The sequence below is a fragment of the Saccharothrix sp. DSM 118769 genome (assembly GCF_052936295.1).
Window position 1 is genome coordinate 7,849,058 of the sequence record NZ_CP193627.1, and the last position, 20,025, is coordinate 7,869,082.

Genomic DNA, 20,025 nt, shown 5'->3' on the forward strand with positions numbered 1-20,025 from the left:
TTCTCGATTCTGTTGCTCAGTCCTGTGTGGACGGGTGTAGCCCACCTGGTCGCCGGGTATGCCCCCGGCGACGGACCCGGGGGGTCGGGAGGGAGCGCTCGCCATCATGAACGGCTCGGACGTGGAGCTCAGGATGGCGGCGAAGCCGGCCTACCTCTCGACCGTGCGCGCCGTCGCGGGCGCGATGGCCCGGTCGACGCCGTCGCTGGCCATCGACCTGGTGATCGCCGTCGACGAGGCGTGCACGGCGCTCATCGCACGGGCGCAGGCGCACGCGGAGCTGTGGTGCCGGTTCGTCCGCGACGGTGATTCCGTTCGGTTTCACGCAGAGGTCCGGTCATCGGCCGTCACCGTTCCCGATCACCACTCGTTGTACTGGCGGGTCGTCAGCTCCGTGACCGACGCGGTGGCCACCTGGGTGGACGGGGACGGCAGGTTGTTGGTCGAGTTGAGGTGCCGGGCATGAACGCGGTGGACTACCAGCCGATGTTCCAGGAGTTGGCGAAGACCGATGGGAGCAGGCACCAGGAGGTGCGCGACCGGCTCGTCACCGAGCACCTCCCGTTGGCGGAGCACATAGCCGACCGCTTCGCCGAGCGCGGCGAGTCGGTGGAGGACCTCCGCCAGGTCGCGGCCGTCGGGCTGATCAACGCCGTGGATCGGTTCGACGTCACGCGCGGCATCGACTTCCTCGCGTTCGCCGTGCCCACCATCACCGGCGAGGTGCGGCGGTACCTGCGCGACCAGGGGTGGGCGGTGCGCGTGCCGCGGCGGCTCAAGGAGCTGTGCGCCGCCATCGACGGCGCGCGGGTCGAGCTGGCCCGCCGGGTCGGCCGCACCCCCACGCCCAGCGAGGTCGCCCGGCACCTGGGGATCGAGCTGGACGAGGTGTACGAGGGGCTGCACGCGACCTCCGCGTACCACCTGCTGTCGCTCGACGAGCACGACGAGCTGACCACCACCGAGGGCCTGGTGTCCGACGACCCGGCGCTGGAGGTCGTCGAGCTCCAGCACGCGCTCGACCCGATGCTGCGGGGGCTGCCGAAGCGGGAGCGGCGGATCGTCGTGCTGCGGTTCTTCCAGAACATGACGCAGAGCCAGATCGCCGACTCCGTCGGGGTCTCGCAGATGCACGTCTCGCGGTTGTTGAGCCGATCGCTGGCCCGCCTGCGCGATTTGCTCGATGATTAGCGGGCCCCGGCAGCGCTGAGGGGCGTCACCGGAAGGGGTGGTCACCGTGGTGGCTCGCCTGCTGACCCTCGCCTGGCCCCAACGCGCCGCCCTGACCCTGGGCGTGCTCCTCGTCCTGTGGGGCGTGTTCGACCTGCTGACCGGCCGCGTGCCGCTCGGCGTGCTGCACCTGGCGACCGGCGCGCTGGTCGGGGTGGGCGCGCCGAGCACGAGGGCGGTGCGGCCGATCGGGGCGCTGCTGGGCGTGGTGTTCCTGGTGGTGTTCGCGTTCGGGGTGGGGCAGGACGGCGGGGCGGTGGACGCGGGGTTCGCGGGCAACGCCGTGCACCTGCTGGTGGGTTTCGCCGCGGTGGCCGTGGCGGAGAGCTGCGCGTGGTGCGAGCAGCAGGCCCGCCGAGCCGCCCGCGCGCACAAGATCAGCCCTTAGCGTCCCTTCTCCCGCTTCTCCCCTGGCCCCGCCGCCGCGCCCCCGCACCACGACGTCACACATCCGCGGAGGTACCCACCTCCGTGTCCTGAACTGCGACACCTGCGTGTGAGCGATGGTGTCGCAGTGGTTGCCCTGCGCAACTTGGGGGTACCTCCTGGGTGACCACAAGCCAGGAGGGTCAGATGCACACGGAAAGCCTGAACAGCGTCATCGGCGTCGAGGGGCCGTTCGTGTCGGTGTTCCTGGACGTCGGTGAGCACGTGGACCTGCGCTGGCGGGCGATGCGCGACCAGCTCCAGGCACAGGGGGCCGACGCGTACCTGGTCGCCTTGGCGCACAACGCGATCACGTCCGGCGAGACGCCGCGCGGCCTGGCCGGTCGCGGTCTGGTGGTCGGCGGCGGCCGGGTGCTGGTCGACCGGTACGTGCCGGTCCCGCCCACCGGCTACACCGCCCGCTCCGGCCGGCTGCCGTACGTGCTGCCGTTGATCGACCTGTCCGAACCCCTGCTGCCGCACGTGGTGGTGCAGGTGGACGAGCACGGCGCGGACCTGCGCGGCGTCGACGCCACCGGCCGACCGGTGGCGGTGGCCTCGGTCGGCGCCCGCCGCCCGGACCGCTTCCTGGACGCCACCGAGGTGGCCGACGTGACCCAGGAGGCGACCGCCCTGGTCGACCGCCTGGACGCGCAGCTGCTCGTCCTGGCCGGCCCGCTGTCGGGCAGGCGCTCGCTGAGGGTCGCCCTCCCCACCCGCTACCACCACCTGGTGGTCGAGATGGAGGGCCAGGCCGACCAGGCGGTCCTCCACCTGGCGGGCCGCGCCAACCAGGACGCGCGACGGGCGGTGGTCGAGCGCTTCCGCGACGAGTCGAGCCGCCTGACCGGCCGGGCCGTGCACGGCCTGGACGCCGTGGTCGGGGCCCTGGACACGGGCCGCGTCTCGACCCTGCTGGTCACCGACACCCTCGTGGGCTCGCGCGAGGTCGACGGCGGCCGGGCCGACGAGGTCCTCCCGCTGCGGGCCATCGCCGCCGGGGCCGAGATCGTGGTGGTCGGGGGTGCGATCCGCCTGCACGAGGACGTCGGGGCGCTGCTCTCCGAGTAGCCCGGCGCGGCGGTCGGGCTCCTAGCAGCCCGGCCCCGCGAGCACCACCGCTACCTACCCACCGCCACGCGCCACCGCCGCGCACCACGCACCACCGCCACGCACCACGCGCGCACCGCCCGCTCCCACCACCCCGGCACCCGAGCCGGGCGGGGGGCGGGCGGGTCGTCGTCAGCGGGTCGTCGTCAGCGGGTTCGGCGGCTGCGGGGACTGCGGCGGGGCCAGGGGTGCCGGCTCCGGCGGGGTCCGCGGGGCTTGCGCGGGTCGTGTGGTTCGACGGTGGTGTGGTCGGCCGGTTTCCTCATGTTCCAACCGATGACGGTAACGGCGTTTTCGTACATGTTCGGGCCGATGATCACCCGATCGTGTCCCCACACCGCCCGTAACCGCAGCTCACAGCCCCGCAACTCACAGCCCTGAAACTCAGGCCCCGCGCTCACAGCCCTGAAACTCACAGCCCGCCGACCCTACCGCTTCTTCCTCAACAGCCGCAGCACGGCGCGCTCCACCTCCTCGCGCTCCGCCGACCGCGGCCGGATGACCACGCCGTCGTGGAACGCCCGCACGACCCTCGGGTCGATGTACGACTTCCGCGCCACGGCCGGCGTGTTGCCGAGGTGCTCCGACACCTCCCGCGCGACCGCCGCCTCCACCCGCTTGCGCCCGCGCTGCGACTCCGGCCTGCCCTCCCGGGCGAACGCCGCCGCCGCCAGCACGGTCGCGTGCCACGTCCTCATGTCCTTGACGGAGAACTCCGTCCCGACCATCTCCTTGAACCGCTGGTTCACGTCGTCCGACCCGACCTGCCACCCGTTCGCGTCGACCAGCAGCCGCTCCTCGGACCCCTCCCGCCCGCGCAGCAGCGCCCGCACCGCCTTCGCCAGCGCCGCGTCCTCGACGGCGGTGGTGAACTGGATGCCGCCCTTCGCCGGGTAGCAGAAGTCGACGACCCTCCCCCGCACCGACACGTGCGAGCACAGCAGCGTCGCCACGCCGTGCGTGCCGTTGTCCGTGGCGTACGTCTCGCCGCCGACCCGGAACACGCCCTGGTCGAGCACGGCCAGCGCCACCGCCAGCACCCGTTCGCGGGTCCGGCCGCGGCCGTCCAGCGCCTGCCGCACCTCCTGCCGGAACGCGGGCAGCGCGGGCGCCAGCGCCAGCACCCGGTCGTGCTTCTCCTCGTCGCGGTCCTGCCGCCAGCGCTCGTGGTAGAGGTACTGGCGACGCCCCGCCGCGTCGGTGCCGACGGCCTGGATGTGGCCGTTCGGGTGGGGGCACACCCACACGTCGCGCCAGGCGGGCGGGATGACGAGGGCCTCGATCCGCTCGCGGGACTCCGCGTCGACGGGGTTGCCCTCGGCATCGGTGTAGCTGAACCCCCGGCCGCGCGGGCGGCGGCGCCAGCCCGGGGCCGACGGGTCGCTGCGGCGGAGTCTCACCAGGCGCGGTCTCACCCGGCGCGTGTTCCCGGCGGTCACGGCCCGAAACACGAGGGTTGAATTCCCGCCCGATTGGGTATGTGGACCGTCATGACACCGCCGTGGACCGTGGGGGTCGAGCAGGAGTTCCTGCTCGTGGACCCCGAATCGCGCCGACCGGTGCCGCTGGCCGAGTCCGTGGCGCAGCACGCCGGGGCGCGGTTGGACGTGCAGCGGGAGCTGACGCCGTTCCAGATCGAGGTCGCGACGCCGGTGTGCGACACCACCGAGCAGCTCTTCGAGCAGGTGCTGCTGGGCCGCACCCACCTGGCCAAGGCCGCGCACGCCGCGGGGTGCCGGTTGATGGCCTCGTCGGTGCCCCCGATCGGCACGGCCGGGCCCCCGCCGGGCACGGACGACCCGCGCTACCGGTTGATGGAGTACTCGCACCGCAAGATGATCGGCGGCTCCGGGGTGTGCGGGATGCACGTCCACGTGGGCGTGCCGGACGCGGACACGGCGATCCGGGTGGGCAACGCGCTGCGCCCGTGGCTGCCGACGCTGCTGGCGCTGAGCGCCAACTCGCCGATCGAGCAGGCCGAGGACACCGGGTACGCGAGCTGGCGCTCGATCGTGTGGTCGCGCTGGCCGATCAGCGGCCCGCCGCCGCACCTGGGGTCGGCCGCCGAGTACGAGGCGCTGGTCGCCTCGCTGGAGGCGACCGAGGTGCTGCTCGACACGGGGATGGTCTACTGGGACGTCCGGCCGTCCGAGCAGCACCCGACGGTCGAGGTCCGGGTCACCGACGTGCCGATGACGGCCCGCGAGGCGGTGGTGCTCGCCGAGCTGATCAGGGCGTTCGCCCGGACCGCGGCCGAGTCGGCCGACGCGGAGCGGGTGGACGACCTGCTGCTGAAGGCCGCTTACTGGCGCGCGTCGCGCGACGGGGTGGACGGGTTGGCCGTCGACCCGCGCGACGGCAGGCTGCTGCCCGCCCGGGACCTGCTGGCCGAGTTGGTGCGGTGGTGTGACACTGCCCTCGGTGACGCGGGTGCGCGGTCACTGGTCGAGGATCACCTGGAGTGGTTGCGCGCTCACGGGAGCGGTGCCGCGCGGCAACGCCGCGCGTTCGGTGCGTCACCGGACGCCCGTGAACTCGTGGACCTGGTCCTGGCCGCGACGGTCGACGACGGCCGTTGAGTATTACCGTGAAGTACGCGCCGCACCGGCGGCGGGTGAGTGAGAGGAGAACCGGCGTGCCAGATCCCGCGGCGACGCTCGCTTCCGTGCGGGTCGAGAGGCCGGCGGACGGCGTTGTGGTGCTGCACGTGTCCGGCGAGTTGGACACGAGCAGCGCCGACGAGCTGGCCCGACCGCTGAAGGAGCACCTGGTCGAGAACGCCCGAGGAGTGGTGGTGGACCTCGGCGGCGTCCGGTTCCTCGGTTCGGCGGGGTTGGAGTCGCTGGTGGTGGGCAACCAGCGGGCGGACTCGTTGGGAGTCTCGCTGGTGCTCGTCGCCACGACCAGGGCGACCGTGCGGCCGATCCAGGCGACCGGGTTGGACGCGGTGTTCACCGTGGTCGGCTCGGTCGAGGAGGCGTTGGCCCGCTTCTAGGGCGGTTTCCGGGGCGACGTGGACACGGAGGGCGCGGCTCCCGCGAGGGAGCGGCGCCCCTTTGTGGCGCGGTGCTCCGGGTGGTGCCCCGGGACGGTGTCCCGGGGCACCACCCGCGTCCCGTCACAGGGCGCGGCGGACCGTCCTGATGGCGCAGCGCACGGCCCCCTCGGGGGGCAGTGCGCCTTCCGGTGCGACCACCCAGCGGGACTCGACGGCGGGGATGCTGCGCGGGCCGCGCCAGCAGCGCACGTCCGGCGGCAGCACGTGGCCCGGCGCCGGTTCGGGGTCGGGTCTCGCGAGGAAGAGCCAGCGCAGGCGCGGGCCGGGGATCGCGAGGATCGGGCCGAGCGGCCCTGCGGAGCGGAGTTGGTGGCTGACCTCGGCGCCCCAGCTGGCGGGCACCTCCACGGCGACCGCGCCCTCGGTCAGCACCAGCGAGCCTTCGACGTGCCAACGTTCCATGCCCGCTGATGTTTGCGCGGCCCCGTGACGGGATTGTGTCCGCGCGCGGCGCGCTCCGTTAACCCTGCCCGATGTCCTCGAACCACAGCTCGGGACGGGCGGCGATGAAGTCCGCCATCATCCCCGCGCACGCCGGGTCGTCCAGCAGGGTGATGCGCACCCCGTTCGCGGCGAGCCAGTCGTGACCGCCGTGGAACGTTCGGGCCTCGCCGATCACCACGTGGGGGATGCCGAACTGGCGGACGAGCCCGGAGCAGTACCAGCAGGGCGACAGCGTGGTGACCATGACGGTGTCCCGGTAGGACGCCCGGCGGCCGGCGGCGCGGAACGCGGCCGTCTCGGCGTGCGTGGAGGCGTCGCCGTCCTGCACCCGCCGGTTGTGCCCGCGGCCGAGCAGTTCACCCGTCGTGGTGAAGAGCGCCGCGCCGATGGGGATACCGCCCTCGTCCAGCCCGGCGCGGGCTTCCGCCACCGCCACGGCCAGCATCTCGTGCGCGTCCACAGCCACGGCCCCAACCTACGCGGGAAGCCCCCGGCGCGCGCTAGGCGCCGAAGCAGAGGAACCCGGCGCCCGCCGCGTAGGCGGCGTGACCGGTGTCGCGGTGCGCGTCCTGCGCGCCGGCCAGGGCCACCGCCGGCGGGTCGCCCTTGCCGAGCCTGCGGTGCAGGTCGACCATCAGCGGGGTGGTGACCTCGGCCGGCACGGGCACGACCGGGGCCACGAGGGTGCGGGTGCCCAGCCCGAGCAGGGCCGCGGTGAAGCCCATCAGCTCGTCGCCCGGCCGCACGGCCGACAGGCCCGAGTCGCACGCCGACAGCACGACGAGCGCGGGCGGGTGGCGGAGGCGTTCCAGGTCGTGGACGGTGAGCGGCCCGTCGGCCAGCTCCAGGGCGGAGAACAGGGGGTTGTCGGCGCGGAACGAGCCGTGCGCGGCGACGTGCGCCAGGGGCGCGCCGTCCATGGCCGCGGCGACCGCGTCGACCGTCGCGTCCGCGCCCACCAGCACGGTGGCCTCGCCGGCGAGCGGCGCGATGGCGGCGATCTCGGTGGGTGCGGCGGGCAGCCGGGGGCCGGCGGCGAGCACGGCCCGGTCGTGCGGGGCCGCCGACGACAGCGCCGCGCGCAGCCACACGGTCGCCGAGGGCACGACGGTGACGGACCGCCCCCGGCAGCCGGGGAGCGCCGACCAGGGCAGGCCGCCGAGGAGGCCGGTGGGCGCGAGCACGAGGGGCCGGTCGTCGAGGCGGCGGCGCAGCGGCGCGAGCAGGCGGGTGTCGAGCAGCCGGGCGGTGTGGTCGGCGCCGCCGCGCACGGCGGTCTTGTCGAGGTGGTCGGGCAGGGTGACGAGCCGGTGCAGGGCGAACCGCAGCAGCCGCACCTCGCGCAGCGCGCCGTCGAGCGGGCCGAGCCGGTGCAGCGAGGCGCGGCCCCCGGCGACGACGACGGCCAGCAGGTCGCCGTCGTGGTCGACGTACTCGACGAGCGCCCGCTCCCCCAGCGCCTGGGCGAGGTCGCGCACGGCGGGCGGTTTGAACACGGCTCCGCCGCCGCTGGTCTGCCGGGTCAGGTCGCGGACGCGCTGCTCGCCGCGCACCTGGCGCTGGCGCAGCGCGGCGGACGGTTTGCCGGCCAGCAGCGCGGTCTCCAGGTCGGCGGTGATCGCGCGCAGCTCGGCGAGGGCGTCGGCGAGCCCGGAGTCCTCCGGCGGGCGGGCGGGGGTCATCCGCATGGCGCCCGCGCGCCACGCCTCAGCCCACGACAGCACCCGCCCGGCGTGGCCGCCGGCGACGGCCGTGCGCAGCCCCTCGAACGCGAGCGCCTTGCCCTGCGCGCCGCTGGAGGCGCGCAGCTCGACCGCGCCGAGCGACACGCGGTACTCGTCGAGCAGCGCGAGGCCGCGGCGCAGCGCGATCTGCGCGCCCCGGGCGTTGCCGAGCAGGTCGCGGCGCAGCGCCTCGGCGTACCAGCCCTGCACGCGGTGCGCCGCCGTGCCGCCGCGCCGGGCCGCGCCCGCGGTGGTCAGCTCGGCCACGGCCCGGCGGCGGTCGCCGAGGTCGCGGGCGACGAGCGCGGCGTCGACCCGGGCCTCCAGCCCGGCCATCCGCCAGCCGAACGCGTCGAGCCGGGAGGCGACGCGCACGAGCGCGGTCACCAGGCCGCGGGTGCGCTGCCCGCTGAGGTAGGCGGCGCGCAGCTCGACGTGCCGGGCGCCCGCCTCCCACACCTCGCGGCGCTCGCGCCGGAAGCCCCCGCGCGCGGCGGCGGCCATCTCCACGGCGCGCTCCAGGTCGCCCTCCAGCAGGGCGACGCGGGCCCGGTAGAACAGGGCCTCGGAGCGGGCCAGCACGAGGTCGCCGCCGAGTTCGCCGAGCGCCCGGTCGGCCGCCGCGCGGGCCTCCTCCAGCAGCGGCACGGACACCAGCAGCTCCAGCCGGTTGATCAGCAGCGCGGGCCGGGGCACGGCCAGCCGCCGGTACTCGCGCTCGGCCTCGGCGAACATCGTCAGGGCGCGCGGCACGTCACCCGCCCGGGTGGCGGAGATCCCGGCGTTCCACCGCACGTCGGCCACGGCCAGCTCCAGGTCGAGCGACCGGTAGAGCGCGGCGGCGCGGTCGAAGTCCTCGTCGGCCGCCTTGAGGCCGCCGGTGTAGGCGCGCAGCAGGCCGCGGTTGTTGCGGGCGCGGGCCTCGCCGAGCCGGTCGCCGGTGCGGCGGGCGGCGTCGATGGCCGCGTTGTACTCGCGCTGCGCCTCGTCGTAGCGGCACAGGTAGTGCAGCACGAGGCCGCGCTGCATCCGGGCGATGTCGGCGTCGGGGCCGTCGAGGACGTCCAGTGCCTCGTTGACCGCGCGCAGCGCCTGGGCGTGGCGGCCGGTGTTGGACAGCACGAACGCGAGGCTCACCCGGGCCAGCGCGGCGAGCCGGGCGGAACCCGCGCCCTCGGCGACGCGGACCGCGCGGCGCAGGTGCCGCAGCGCCCCCTCGAAGTCGTGCAGTTCGCGCAGGGACAGGCCGATGGCGCGTTCGGCGGTCGACTCCTCCTCGGCGTCGCCGGAAAGGCGCGCGGCCCGCAGCGCCGAACGGCCCATCCCGATCGCCGCGCGCGGGTCCCGCTGCCGGGCCTCCAGTGCCGCTGCGGCGGATTCCCCTCCCACGGAACCCACCTTATTACCAAGTCCCCTGTGGTAGCTTGATCAAGCTCGCACCTCCGTCGACGCTGCTGTGAGGCCGTGGTGTCCCAACCATCGAATCGTGCGGAGCTTTACGGCCAGGCTTTCGACCTGTCGATCAGGGAACACCAGGATTTCCGGCTGCACGCCGAGCGCGGACGCGAGTTCCTGTTCGTCGCCCGTGAGCTGTTGACCATTCCCCAGGACCTCGACCGGGTCGTCCGGAAACTGGCGCAGAACAACATCGTCACCGAACGCGGACGTGATTTCGCCGGTATGAGCCGGTTGGTCCTGCCGCGCAATTCCGACGACATCCCGGCGATCGTGCGCCTGTTGCGCGACCCCCAGCAGTGGCCCGGTGAGCGGACTCCGTTCGTCCAGCCGCACCACGTGCTGGTCGGCCACGGCGGCAACATGCACGGGCACCCCGGCGTGCCGCCCCAGGTGGCCGCGCCGCTGGCGGACCCGGACAAGACCGCGCTGGGCCGCGGCAAGGGCGTCACCGTCGGCGTCGTCGACACGGGCATCTCCGCGAACGCGGGCGTCGACCACCCGCTGTGGCTCAAGGGCGCGTTCACGCCCCGCGCCGACGAGGTGGACGCCGCCTACGCGCACGACGACGTGTTCGCCCCGGAGGGCGGGCACGGCACGTTCGTGGCGGGCGTGGTGCGGCAGGCCGCGCCGGGCGTGCGGATCGACCCGGAGCGGGCGCTGGACCCGTCGGGCCTGGGCACCGAGGAGGACTTCGCCCGGGCGGTGGCGTCGTTCGACGAGCGGGTGCACGTCGTCAACATCTCGATGGGGTGCTTCACGCAGGACGACGTGGCCTCCGAGCCGGTGCGCCGGGCGCTCGCGCAGCTGCCCGCCGACGTCGTGGTGGTGGCGTCGGCCGGCAACCAGGGCACGACCAGGCCGAGCTGGCCCGCCGCGCTGGGCGGGGTCACGGCGGTCGCCGGGGTCGCCCAGGAGCGTGACGGCTCGCGCTCGCCCGCGTGCTACTCCAACCACGGCCACTGGGTGGACGCGTGCGCGGTCGGGAACCGGACCAGCACGTTCCTCAAGGGCCGCTGGGTGCTGTCGGGCCTGCCCGCGGAGGTCTACGACCGGTTCGCCTACTGGCTGGGCACCTCGTTCGCCGCGCCGCACGTGGCGGGCCGCATCGCCGAGACGATGACGACCCGGGGGGTGTCGGCCGCCGCCGCCCGCGACGAGCTGCTCGTCGGGAAGGCCGAGTTCTTCCCCGGATACGGTGTCTTCGTGGACTAGTCGTATCTGGAGACGGCATGGTTGCTCCGTAGTACGTGGCAGCGATGAATCCGATGTCCCGGACCCGGCGCGGGCCCGTCCCGGCGCACGCCGGGGCGCAGGCGCGGCACCCCCTGGACAGGAGGAGGGGACGTGACCCCTGCAGGGCCGATCGGCGCGCTGGTGGGCGCCGCAGCGGACGGGGACCAGCACGCCTGGCACGAGATCATCGACCGGTACACGCCACTGGTGCTGTCGGTGATCTACCGGCACCGGCTGAGACCGGCGGACGCCGCGGACGTCAACCAGACGGTGTGGTTGCGCCTGGTGGAGCAGATCGGCCGGTTGCGGGAGGCCGACGCCCTGCCCGGCTGGATCGCCACGACCACCCGCAACGAGTGCCTGCGCGTGCTGCGGGTGCAGCAGCGCCTCCAGCCGTACGACCCGCTGTCCGAGGACGAGCCGGCGAGCCCGGTGGACGCGGTCGCGGACCTGGACGAGGAGATGGAGGCGTCGCAGCGGCTCCAGGCGCTGCGCGACGGCTTCCGCGCCCTGCCCGAGCAGTGCCGCGTGCTGCTGGCGAAGCTGATGGCGGACCCGCCGCCGAGCTACGCGGCGGTCAGCGAGGAGTTGGCGATGCCGGTGGGCAGCATCGGGCCCACCCGCATCAGGTGCCTGGACAAGCTGCGGAAGACACCCGCGGTGTACCGGCTGTTCAGCCCGAGACCGGGTGGAGGAGGTGTGGTCGGTGTCGATGGTCGATCCGGGGTGGGAAAGCGATGACGCGCTGCTGCGCGACCTGAAGGCGGCGCTCGACGAGCAGGCGGACGTGCCCGAGCACATCCGGGAGGCGGCGCGCGCGGCGTGGAGCTGGCGGACGGTCGACGCCGAGCTGATCGCGCTGACCAGCTACGACTCGGTGCTGGACGGCGAGCTGGCGACCCGGGCGCGGGCGGCGCAGACGGCGCGGCAGCTCGTGTTCGACGCGGTGGGCGTGTCGGTGCAGGTCGAGGTGACCGAGGTGGGTGTCGCCGGCCAGGTGCTGCCCGCGCGGCCGGGTCGGGTGGTGCTGCTGACGGCGACCGGGCCGGTCGAGGAGGCGGAGCTGGACGAGGTGGGCATGTTCCTGCTCGGCCCGCCGCCCGCGGGACCGGTGCGGTTGCGGTGCGAGATCGACGGCACGACCGTGGTCACCGAGTGGGTGACCGTGTAACCCGCGACCACACAGCCGCGACCGCGTGCGGCTAGGGGCGCCGGGCGACGGTGATGATCTCCCGGCTGGTCGCGGTCGGCGGCGTGCGGTCCCACCAGCCGTGGCGCTCGGCCACCTCGAACCCGGCTCCGCCGAGCAGCGCGTCCACCTGCTCGGCGGTGGTGAACCGGAGCGTGGCCCAGTCCACGACGTCCTCGGCCCAGTCCGGGCTGCTGTGCGTCTCGCTGAACCGCACGAGCCCGTCCGCCACGCTCGCCACCCGGTGCTCGACGCGCACCCGCTCGCCGTTCTCGCCGGTGACGTCGACGCCGTTCTCGGGCGTCCACCGCTCCCACGCCCGCGCGCCCGGGTCCCGCGTCTCGAACGCGAACCGCCCGCCCGGCCGCAGCGCCCGGTGGACCGCGGCGAACTGCGCGCGCACCTCGTCGTCGGTGAGGAAGAACTGGAACACGTGCCCCGTCATCACGACGAGGTCGAAGCCACCGTCGAACGCGGTCGTGCGCAGGTCGCCCGCGAGCCACTCCACGCCGTCGTACCGGCGGGCCAGGGCCAGGGAGTCGGGGTCGGGGTCCAGCCCCACGAGGCGGCCGGCGTGCCCGGCGACGCGGGCGGCGTGCAGCAGCGCGCCGGTGCCGCAGCCGACGTCCAGCACGGCGTCGGCTGCGAGCACCAGGTCGAGGTAGAAGTCGTCGGACGCGTCCCACCCGTTGACGGCGTCGTACAGGGCGGCAGTCCTCGCGGGGTCCTCCGTCACCCGGCCGAGTGTGCCCCGACAGCGCGACGGGCCGCGAGCGGTTTTCCGCTCGCGGCCCGTCGGCCGGGTCCGGTCAGGCGAACGTCGGCTGCCGCATGGCGTGCTGCACCAGCGTGATCAGCGTCTGCTTCGTGGACTGCCGGTTGCGCGCGTCGCAGGGGACGATCGGCACCGACTGGTCGATCGTCAGCGCCTCCCGGATGTCCTCGATGCGGTGGTGCAGCAGGCCGTCGAAGCAGTTCACGCCCACCACGTACGGCAGTTCGCGGTCCTCGAAGAAGTCGATCGAGGCGAACGCGTCGGACAGCCTGCGGGTGTCGACCAGCACGACCGCGCCGATGGCGCCCCGCACCAGGTCGTCCCACATGAACCAGAAGCGGTGCTGGCCGGGGGTGCCGAACAGGTAGAGGATCAGGTCGCTGTCGAGCGAGACGCGGCCGAAGTCCATGGCCACCGTGGTGGTCATCTTGTTCGGCGTGCTCGACAGGTCGTCCACGCCGACGCTGGCCTCGGTCATCACCGCCTCGGTGGTCAGCGGCACGATCTCCGACACCGAGCCGACGAAGGTCGTCTTGCCGACACCGAACCCGCCCGCCACCACGATCTTGGTCGACGTGACGGACAGGCTCGCCGCCGGGGGTGACCCCGGCTGCCCGGGAGCGCGACCGCTCATGTTGCTCTGCTTTCCCTAGTAGTAGGACGATCGCCGGGTGGGGCTCAGTTGCGCATCGCGACGTGGAGCTGCGACCGGATCTCCGGGGTCAGCTGGATGCCGACCCGTTCGACCAGTCGCGTCATGGCGTAGCCGATGAGGCCGATGTCGCAGTTGGGGGCGGCCAGCACGGCCAGGCAGGACCCGTCGCTGATGGACATGAGGAACAGGTAGCCCCGTTCCATCTCCACGACGGTCTGCTTGACGTCACCGGCCTCGAAGCAGCGCGCGGCCCCGAGGTTCAGGCTGACCAGCCCCGACGAGACGGCCGCGAGCTGCTCGGCGCGGTCGACCGGGAGGCGGTCCGAGGACGCGAGCAACAGGCCGTCCGCCGAGACGACGATGGCGTGCGCCACGCCCGCGACCCGGCTGACGAAGTCGTCGACCAGCCAACTGAAGTTGTCCAGTTCTTCGGCTGCGGAGGTCACTTCTGCTCCTTGTTGTCTGCGTTGCCGAACGACAAGCCCTCCCAGGGCATCCCGGCTTCGTCGCCGGACTCGCGACCCAGCTGCACACCTCGCTGGTAGGTCGCGAAGCGCTGCCGCAACCGGTCCGCGGACCGGCGCGACAGCGCGGTCGCCACACCGGTGGACGCGGAGCCGTTCGCCGACGGCTGGGCCGCCGGGGACGATGCCCGGGGGGAGGGCGCGGTGAGCGATCCGGGCACCAAACGCGCCTTGGGGACGCGCTTGGGCAGACCCGCGGTGGTGGTGTCGTCCACGGGAGCCTTCAGGGTGTTGGTGGCCGTCGACCACCCGTCGTCCGCCGCGCCCCAGCCCGGGGTGCCCGACGTGGGGATCGCCGACGGCGCGGGCTCGCGCTTGGGCAGACCCGCGGGCGTGGAGCCCTTCGGGGCGGGCGGGACGGGCTTGGCGATGGGCGCGGGGGCGCGGTCGACGTCGGCCGGGTCCACGCGCTGGGCGTAGACGGTCCTCTCCGACGCGCCGCCGTCCCCGTCGCCGACCAGGTCCACCCGGTCGGCGAACATCGTCTTCTCGGCCGCGGTCTCCGGCGGCGCGGCGTGCCCGCCGTCGTGACCGCCGTCGCGGCCACCGCTGTGGCCGCCGTTGAGGTCGCCCTGGACGTGCACGGGCGCGTCGGCGGCCTCGCCGCCCTGGAACCAGCGCGACAGGACGTCCTCGTAGATCGGCAGGCGCTGGGTCGAGGCGTCGTCCTCCTCGATCACCGGCGGCGGGGGCGGGGGCGCGGAGGCGGACCGGGGCGCACCGGGCGGGTAGGAGTAGTCGGGCACGCCCTCGCCGGGCGGCGGGACCGTCTCGGTGACCGTCGCGGTGAACAGGTCGGACGTGGGCGTCCGCTCCACCTCGAAGAAGCCGTTGGGTTCGGCGGTGTGCGTCTGCACCACCGGGAACGGCGCGGGCGTCGCGTCCGGCGGGGCGTACCCGTCGGGTGCGGCGTCCGGCGTCCACTTGGGCACGCCGGCGAGCACGCCGACACCGCTGGTCTCGACGTCCGGGTTGGCCTGGCGCGCGGGCAGTGCCAGCGGCGCGGGCTTCGCGGCGATGGGTTCGGGTCCCCGGTGCAGCAGGCCGACCGGGAGGACGACCTGGGCCGTGACCCCACCCTCTATGTCGTCGTTGTTGCTCAGCGTGACCCGGATCTCGTGGCGCTTGGCCAGCTGGCCGACCACGTACAGGCCCATCTCGCGGGCCACCGACACGTCGACCTCGGGCGGGTCGGCGAGCTTGGTGTTGGCCTCGACGATGTCCTGCTCCTGCATGCCGACGCCGCGGTCGTGGATGCGGATGGACACCTCGCCGCGGCGGGTCTCGATCGCCCGCACCGTGACCTTGGTGGTGGGCTTGGAGAACGCGGTCGCGTTGTCGAGCAGCTCGGCGATGAGGTGCGCGAGGTCGTTGACCACGCGGCCCTGCACGCGCATCTCGGGCGCGGGCGCGATCTGGATGCGGGCGTACTTCTCGACCTCGGACACCGCGGCGCCGAGCACCTCGGAGATCGGCACGGGCCGGGTGACGCGGCGGTTGACCGTGGTGCCGGAGAGCACCAGCAGGTTCTCGCTGTTGCGGCGCATCTGGGTCGCCAGGTGGTCCAGCTCGAAGAGGCTGGCCAGCTGGTCGGGGTCCTGCTCGTCCTGCTCCAGCCGGTCGATCACGGTGATCTGCCGCTCGACGAGCGCCTGCGAGCGCCGCGAGAGGTTGATGAACATGTCGTTGACGTTCGCGCGCAGCGCCACCTGCTCGACGGCGAGGCGGACGGCCTCGCGCTGCACGGCGTCGAACGCGCGGGCCACCTGGCCGACCTCTTCGGTGGTGTGGATCGGCACCGGCACCAGCGCCTCCTCCGCGGCGCGTTCCGGGTCGCGGTGCGTCCGGATGCGCTTGATCGCGTCGGGCAGGCGGTTGCGGGCCACGTCGAGCGCCGTGCGGCGCAGGACGCGCAGCGGCGTCAGCATCGAGCGGGCGACGAAGGCCATGAGGGCGAACGCGATGACCAGGGCGACGGCGACCAGCGCCGCGTCGCGCCAGGCGGCCGCGCGGGCCGTCTCGGTCGCCTCGATCGCGGCCCGGTCGGCCTGGCCCTCGATGTCGCGGGTGACGGTGCGCAGCAGCGCCGCGGTCTCCTCGCCGACGCGCATGACCTCCGCGTCGTTGATCGCGACCTCGTCGGACTCGCTCTGCTGCACCTGCGAGAGCTGCACGAGCCGGTTGCGACCGTCCACCGCGGGGCCGGACACGGTGTCCGACAGCAGCTGGCGGTTGTCCTGGCTCGCGACGCTCGCGAAGTCCGACAGCGCGGCGTCCAACCGGGACTGCGCGGCGCGCAGCGCGTTGAGCTGGCCGGGCGCGAACTCGCCGCGCTGCGCGGCGGACAGCATGATCGAGTTCTGCTGCGACAGCTGCTCCTTCGCGCTGTACAGCGCGAAGTTGGCGCCCGCGAGCGGTGTCAGCGTCCCGTCGCTGAGGCTGCTCGACGTCGCGCGGTGCACCTGCGCCAGCGTGGCCAGCACCTGGTTGTACGCGGTGTGGACCGAGATGTCGGGGTACCTGCTGTTGGACACCGTGTTGCGCAGGGCGAGCAGGCCGTCGAGGGACTGCAGCGCCTTGTCGTACGCCTGGTCCACCGCGGGGTCGACGCCGCTGGTCGTCGCCTGCACCTCGCGGAAGCGACCGACCTCGCTGTCGACCTTGCCGGAACGCGTGACGTACTCCCCGGCGCCTTCGCCGCGCCCGCCCGCCACGAACCACACCGCGGCGTCGCGCTCCAGCTGGAGCGCGTCGGAGACCGCGGCGGCCTGTGCGGACAGCTGGAGCTCCCGCTGGACCTTGCCGAACAGCTCGACGTCGTCGAGCTGTGTGTTCAGCCGCAGCCCCGCGAGGGTCAGCGTGCTCAGCGCGGGTACCAGGAGCACCACGGCGAGCTTGCTGCGCAGGCGCCAGTTCCGCAGGCGCCACCGGGACACACCCCGGTCGGCGGCGGGAACCGCGCCCGTGCTGGGACCCGAGTCGGGTGGCCCGCTCTCCGCGGCACCCGTGTCGAGTTGAATCCGCTCCGGATCTCTCCCGGAGGCGTGGTCGTCGTGACCGCGCACCGTCAGCACACTCCCCAGCCCCCCAGCCAGTGATGAAACAACACTTCTCTGCAAACCCGGGCGATCTTGGTGGAAAAAAGCCCGGAGTCATACCGCCGAACGGACGAGGTGTCCGGTAGTTGGCAAATCAACCATTGTCGCGCGGCCACGGCGGGACGCGCTAAACGATCGCTAACCGGTGTTCACAGCTATTTCACGCCTCGGACCCGAACGGGGAACACCCGAGGGGGAGCCCGACGACCGGGCTCCCCCCGCGGGGGTCAGCCCTCTGAGCTGACCAGCATCGGCTTGACGTCGAAGTCCTTCTCGAGCAGCCCGTAGGTTCGCATCAGGTTCGAGACCCGCTGCAACCGGGTGGCGTCGAGCGTCGTCGGGTACTCACCGAAGTGGACCAGACCAGCGGTTTCCTTGTCCACCTTGGCGTACTCCACCAGCAGCGGCTCGACCGTGGGGCGGTCGGCGGCGTCGCGCTGGCCCTTGGCCATGGCGCGCTGGAACGCCTTCACCGTGTTGGGGTTCTCCTTGGCGAACTTGCCGGTCGTGCCGTAGCCCGCGATCGGGATGCCGTCCGTGGGGCCGGACGCCGCGTCGAGCACGGTGATCTGGCCGCTGACCCGCTGCGCCTTGCTGATGAAGGGCTCCACCATGAAGGCGGCGTCGACGGTGCCGTTCTGCACCGCGGCCTCCATGTCGGGGAACGGGAACTCCTTGAACGTCACCTTGGACACGTCCACGTTGTTGGCTTCCAACGTGGCCTTCGCGGTCAGCTCGGCGATGTTCTTGAAGGTGTTGATCGCGATCGTCTTGCCCTCGAGGTCCTTGGGGGACTTCACGGCCGAGTCCGACTTGGACAGGATCAGGAACATCTCGGGCTTGGCCTGGTAGCCGTCGCTGACCAGCTTGAGGCCGTCGACGCCCTTCGCGGCGCCCTTGGACTCGGCGAGGAAGAACGAGACCCAGTTGCCGAAGGTGATGTCCAGCGAGCCGTCGATCAGGCCCGGGATGGCCGCGGCGCCACCCTGGATGGTCTTGACCTCGACCTCCAGGCCCTCATCCTGGAAGTAGCGCTTCTGGATCGCGACGTGGACGGACGCGACGTCGAGGACGGGGATCAGGCCAAGGGTGATCTTGGCCTTCTCGACCTTGCCCGGAGCTGCGGCCTCGGTGGGCTTGTCCTCGCTGCCGCTGCTGCCGCCGAGCGCGCCACAGGCGGACACGGAGGCGAGCAGGGTGACGGCGGACAGAACACCGAAGATCCTTCGAGCCGAGAGGCCGACTCTTCGAGTCATGGGGGGCATCTCCTGTTGGAGTGACGACTTTGCGGGGGCAGGATGCACGATCGACGGGGACGTCGTTGAACCACTCAAAGTGATCTGAGCGGTTCGGCATGACCCGGTCGACCGACACTCGAAGGCTGATCCACTACCTTCGGTGAGCATCTTTGCACAGGCTGTCCAGAGGTTGGGGAGTGCAGTGAGTGATCTTGACCCGGAATGGGCCGTACAGAGCAACCGGCGTGCCGTGGGCATCGTCGGCGCGGGCCCGGCGGGATTGACCTTGGGGAACCTCCTGCACGAGGCGGGAATTCCCTGCGTTGTGCTGGAAAAAGGCACCCGCGAGTACATCGAGGCCAGGCCCCGCGCCGGGGTCCTGGAGCACCGCGCGGTGCAGATGTTGACCGAGCACGGGCTGGCCGACCGGTTGCTCCGAGAGGCCGATCGGCACGGCGCCTGCGAATTCCGCGTGAACGGGCATGCGCACGAGGTGGACTACTCCACCCTGTACGACGGCCAGACGCACTACATCTACCCGCAGCAGGAAGTCGTGCGGGACCTCGTCCGGCATTACGCGGACGAGCGCGGCGGCGAGGTCCGCTGGTCGGTCCGGGACGTCGAACTGCACGACGTCGAGAGCCCGGAACCGTCCCTGACCTGGACGAACGCCGACGGGACGCGGGAGCGGCTCGACTGCTCGTTCATCGCCGGCGCGGACGGGTTCCACGGCGTGAGCAGGCGGAGCATCCCGGCCGGGGCGGTCCAGGAGTTCAGCCACCAGCACGGCATCGAGTGGCTGAGCGTCCTGGCCGAGGCCCCGCCGTCCACCCACAAGGTGATTTACGCGCTTCACCCGGACGGATTCGCGGGGCACATGCTCCGCAGTTCCACCGTTTCGCGCTACTACCTCCAGGTCCCGGTGGACGACACCGTGGACAACTGGCCGGACGAGCGGGTGTGGGCGGAGCTGCACAAGCGGTTGGCGCTCAAGGACTCCGACTGGAAGCTGACCGAGGGCCCCATCGTCGAGAAGCGCATCCTGGACATGCGCAGCCACGTGGTGGAACCGATGAACCACGGCAACCTCTACCTGCTGGGGGACGCCGCGCACATCATCACGCCGGTGGGCGCCAAGGGGATGAACCTCGCCCTGCACGACGCCGAGGTGCTGGCGGGCGCCATCGCCTCCTACCACCGAACGGGGGACGACAGCGGCCTCCGTTCGTACTCCGAGGTGTGCCTGCGCAGGGTCTGGCGTGCGCAGGAGTTCTCCCAGTGGATGGTCTTCATGATCCACCGCTCGCCGGAGCCGTTCCTGAGCCGTTTGGGGCAGGCCCGGCTGGAGCACCTGATCGGCTCCAGGTCCTCCGCGGGGTACTTCGCGCAAAACTACGTGGGGCCCTGAGAAGAACGACCGTCGATTAGCGGCAGCGTCGCCGCACGATTCCGGAAAACCCGGCGGCGATAGCACCGCCCGTTCTCCGGGAGCACACCGGGAAGAGTCACCGACCGGAGTGCGGGAGGATCGCGAAAACTATTTCGCGACCGTTTCCCCGTCGCCCCGGCTGTTATTTCGCCCGCCCGGCGCCGACCCGCGCCGGATGTATTCGTCGCCTATTTTCGCCGTTCCGGCGGAAGCGACCGCCCCGCGCCCACCCGGCGCGGGCGCGCACCGCGGGTCGTCATGCACGAAACAATGGGTGGAACCCCACGCACAAACCACCCTGCGTGATCGCCGGGCCGTCGGCCGGCCAAACCGAATGATGTCGAATCGTTGTGAACGACCTCCGTCGAAATACCTCCGCCGGCTCGGCCGGAAATGACCGCCGAACCGCGCGGGAAAGCCGCGCACGACAACGG

Annotated in this window: 19 protein-coding genes; 10 read left to right on the top strand and 9 right to left on the bottom strand. The window is 72.8% G+C overall.

Annotated features, from left to right (window positions below; translation table 11 throughout):
- Window positions 1–106 precede the first annotated feature (106 nt).
- The 4 genes from ACRAKJ_RS32925 to ACRAKJ_RS32940 all read left to right on the top strand — a co-directional run bounded on the left by ACRAKJ_RS32925 (window position 107) and on the right by ACRAKJ_RS32940 (window position 2,727).
- Entirely contained in the window at window positions 107–466 is a 360-nt protein-coding gene (locus ACRAKJ_RS32925; protein ID WP_438922567.1) for an ATP-binding protein, read from the top strand.
- The gene (locus ACRAKJ_RS32930; RefSeq protein ID WP_438922566.1) at window positions 463–1,191 is read left to right on the top strand and encodes a SigB/SigF/SigG family RNA polymerase sigma factor; all 729 of its coding nucleotides are present in this window, start codon (window positions 463–465) and stop codon (window positions 1,189–1,191) included. Before ACRAKJ_RS32925 ends, ACRAKJ_RS32930 begins: the two co-directional genes overlap by 4 nt.
- Window positions 1,192–1,237: 46 nt before the next feature.
- Complete coding sequence (locus ACRAKJ_RS32935) at window positions 1,238–1,618, top strand: hypothetical protein (protein ID WP_438922565.1); 381 nt, start codon at window positions 1,238–1,240, stop codon at window positions 1,616–1,618.
- A gap of 185 nt (window positions 1,619–1,803) precedes the next feature.
- Complete coding sequence (locus tag ACRAKJ_RS32940; protein ID WP_438922564.1) at window positions 1,804–2,727, top strand: baeRF2 domain-containing protein; 924 nt, start codon at window positions 1,804–1,806, stop codon at window positions 2,725–2,727.
- 467 nt (window positions 2,728–3,194) lie between these two features.
- Here the strand turns inward: ACRAKJ_RS32940 and ACRAKJ_RS32945 are convergent, their stop codons facing one another.
- On the bottom strand, window positions 3,195–4,166 hold the full coding sequence (locus ACRAKJ_RS32945) for a DNA topoisomerase IB (protein ID WP_438922563.1): 972 nt from the start codon (window positions 4,164–4,166) through the stop codon (window positions 3,195–3,197).
- 90 nt (window positions 4,167–4,256) lie between these two features.
- Here ACRAKJ_RS32945 and ACRAKJ_RS32950 point away from each other — a divergent pair, with 90 nt between their 5' ends.
- Entirely contained in the window at window positions 4,257–5,345 is a 1,089-nt protein-coding gene (locus ACRAKJ_RS32950; RefSeq protein WP_438922562.1) for a glutamate--cysteine ligase, read from the top strand.
- A gap of 56 nt (window positions 5,346–5,401) precedes the next feature.
- Window positions 5,402–5,761, top strand: coding sequence for an anti-sigma factor antagonist (locus ACRAKJ_RS32955; protein ID WP_438922561.1), 360 nt, complete (start codon window positions 5,402–5,404; stop codon window positions 5,759–5,761).
- Between the two features lie 123 nt (window positions 5,762–5,884).
- On the opposite strand, the gene ACRAKJ_RS32960 is transcribed toward ACRAKJ_RS32955, so the two are convergent.
- From ACRAKJ_RS32960 to ACRAKJ_RS32970, 3 genes are read right to left on the bottom strand one after another with little or no spacing between them, the layout of a single operon-like run.
- Window positions 5,885–6,226, bottom strand: coding sequence for a hypothetical protein (locus ACRAKJ_RS32960; protein WP_447008777.1), 342 nt, complete (start codon window positions 6,224–6,226; stop codon window positions 5,885–5,887).
- Window positions 6,227–6,284: 58 nt separating this feature from the next.
- Entirely contained in the window at window positions 6,285–6,713 is a 429-nt protein-coding gene (locus ACRAKJ_RS32965; RefSeq protein WP_438926850.1) for a deaminase, read from the bottom strand.
- 55 nt (window positions 6,714–6,768) lie between these two features.
- A complete protein-coding gene (locus tag ACRAKJ_RS32970; RefSeq protein WP_438926846.1) occupies window positions 6,769–9,381 on the bottom strand; it encodes a CHAT domain-containing protein in 2,613 nt (870 codons plus the stop codon).
- A gap of 78 nt (window positions 9,382–9,459) precedes the next feature.
- Between ACRAKJ_RS32970 and ACRAKJ_RS32975 the strand changes: the two genes are divergently transcribed.
- The 3 genes from ACRAKJ_RS32975 (at window position 9,460) to ACRAKJ_RS32985 (ending at window position 11,854) form a co-directional block, all read left to right on the top strand.
- Window positions 9,460–10,662: a S8 family serine peptidase gene (locus ACRAKJ_RS32975; protein WP_438926847.1), complete on the top strand. Its 1,203-nt coding sequence runs from the start codon at window positions 9,460–9,462 to the stop codon at window positions 10,660–10,662.
- Between the two features lie 132 nt (window positions 10,663–10,794).
- Complete coding sequence (locus ACRAKJ_RS32980) at window positions 10,795–11,424, top strand: sigma-70 family RNA polymerase sigma factor (RefSeq protein ID WP_438926848.1); 630 nt, start codon at window positions 10,795–10,797, stop codon at window positions 11,422–11,424.
- A complete protein-coding gene (locus tag ACRAKJ_RS32985) occupies window positions 11,396–11,854 on the top strand; it encodes a hypothetical protein (RefSeq protein ID WP_438926851.1) in 459 nt (152 codons plus the stop codon). Before ACRAKJ_RS32980 ends, ACRAKJ_RS32985 begins: the two co-directional genes overlap by 29 nt.
- Before the next feature lie 31 nt (window positions 11,855–11,885).
- Here ACRAKJ_RS32985 and ACRAKJ_RS32990 read toward each other — a convergent pair whose 3' ends face one another.
- The 5 genes from ACRAKJ_RS32990 to ACRAKJ_RS33010 all read right to left on the bottom strand — a co-directional run bounded on the left by ACRAKJ_RS32990 (window position 11,886) and on the right by ACRAKJ_RS33010 (window position 18,180).
- Window positions 11,886–12,608, bottom strand: coding sequence for a class I SAM-dependent methyltransferase (locus tag ACRAKJ_RS32990; RefSeq protein ID WP_447008778.1), 723 nt, complete (start codon window positions 12,606–12,608; stop codon window positions 11,886–11,888).
- Window positions 12,609–12,681: 73 nt separating this feature from the next.
- Window positions 12,682–13,281 carry a GTP-binding protein gene (locus ACRAKJ_RS32995; RefSeq protein WP_447008779.1) on the bottom strand — a complete coding sequence of 200 codons (600 nt, stop codon included), beginning with the start codon at window positions 13,279–13,281 and terminating at the stop codon, window positions 12,682–12,684.
- A gap of 44 nt (window positions 13,282–13,325) precedes the next feature.
- Complete coding sequence (locus ACRAKJ_RS33000; protein ID WP_438924323.1) at window positions 13,326–13,748, bottom strand: roadblock/LC7 domain-containing protein; 423 nt, start codon at window positions 13,746–13,748, stop codon at window positions 13,326–13,328.
- Window positions 13,745–16,891: a nitrate- and nitrite sensing domain-containing protein gene (locus ACRAKJ_RS33005; protein ID WP_438924322.1), complete on the bottom strand. Its 3,147-nt coding sequence runs from the start codon at window positions 16,889–16,891 to the stop codon at window positions 13,745–13,747. Before ACRAKJ_RS33005 ends, ACRAKJ_RS33000 begins: the two co-directional genes overlap by 4 nt.
- Window positions 16,892–17,151: 260 nt before the next feature.
- Complete coding sequence (locus tag ACRAKJ_RS33010; protein WP_438924321.1) at window positions 17,152–18,180, bottom strand: ABC transporter substrate-binding protein; 1,029 nt, start codon at window positions 18,178–18,180, stop codon at window positions 17,152–17,154.
- Between the two features lie 232 nt (window positions 18,181–18,412).
- Between ACRAKJ_RS33010 and ACRAKJ_RS33015 the strand changes: the two genes are divergently transcribed.
- Window positions 18,413–19,570 carry a 4-hydroxybenzoate 3-monooxygenase gene (locus tag ACRAKJ_RS33015; protein WP_447009110.1) on the top strand — a complete coding sequence of 386 codons (1,158 nt, stop codon included), beginning with the start codon at window positions 18,413–18,415 and terminating at the stop codon, window positions 19,568–19,570.
- Window positions 19,571–20,025 lie beyond the last annotated feature (455 nt).

What these genes read in the sequence shown, in the direction of transcription:
- ACRAKJ_RS32925 (WP_438922567.1), top strand. Translation starts at nt 107, where the DNA reads ATGAACGGCTCGGACGTGGAGCTCAGGATGGCGGCGAAGCCGGCCTAC.
- ACRAKJ_RS32930 (WP_438922566.1), top strand. Translation starts at nt 463, where the DNA reads ATGAACGCGGTGGACTACCAGCCGATGTTCCAGGAGTTGGCGAAGACC.
- ACRAKJ_RS32940 (WP_438922564.1), top strand. Translation starts at nt 1,804, where the DNA reads ATGCACACGGAAAGCCTGAACAGCGTCATCGGCGTCGAGGGGCCGTTC.
- ACRAKJ_RS32950 (WP_438922562.1), top strand. Translation starts at nt 4,257, where the DNA reads ATGACACCGCCGTGGACCGTGGGGGTCGAGCAGGAGTTCCTGCTCGTG.
- ACRAKJ_RS32960 (WP_447008777.1), bottom strand. Translation starts at nt 6,226, where the DNA reads ATGGAACGTTGGCACGTCGAAGGCTCGCTGGTGCTGACCGAGGGCGCG.
- ACRAKJ_RS32965 (WP_438926850.1), bottom strand. Translation starts at nt 6,713, where the DNA reads ATGCTGGCCGTGGCGGTGGCGGAAGCCCGCGCCGGGCTGGACGAGGGC.
- ACRAKJ_RS32985 (WP_438926851.1), top strand. Translation starts at nt 11,396, where the DNA reads ATGGTCGATCCGGGGTGGGAAAGCGATGACGCGCTGCTGCGCGACCTG.
- ACRAKJ_RS32995 (WP_447008779.1), bottom strand. Translation starts at nt 13,281, where the DNA reads ATGAGCGGTCGCGCTCCCGGGCAGCCGGGGTCACCCCCGGCGGCGAGC.
- ACRAKJ_RS33010 (WP_438924321.1), bottom strand. Translation starts at nt 18,180, where the DNA reads ATGACTCGAAGAGTCGGCCTCTCGGCTCGAAGGATCTTCGGTGTTCTG.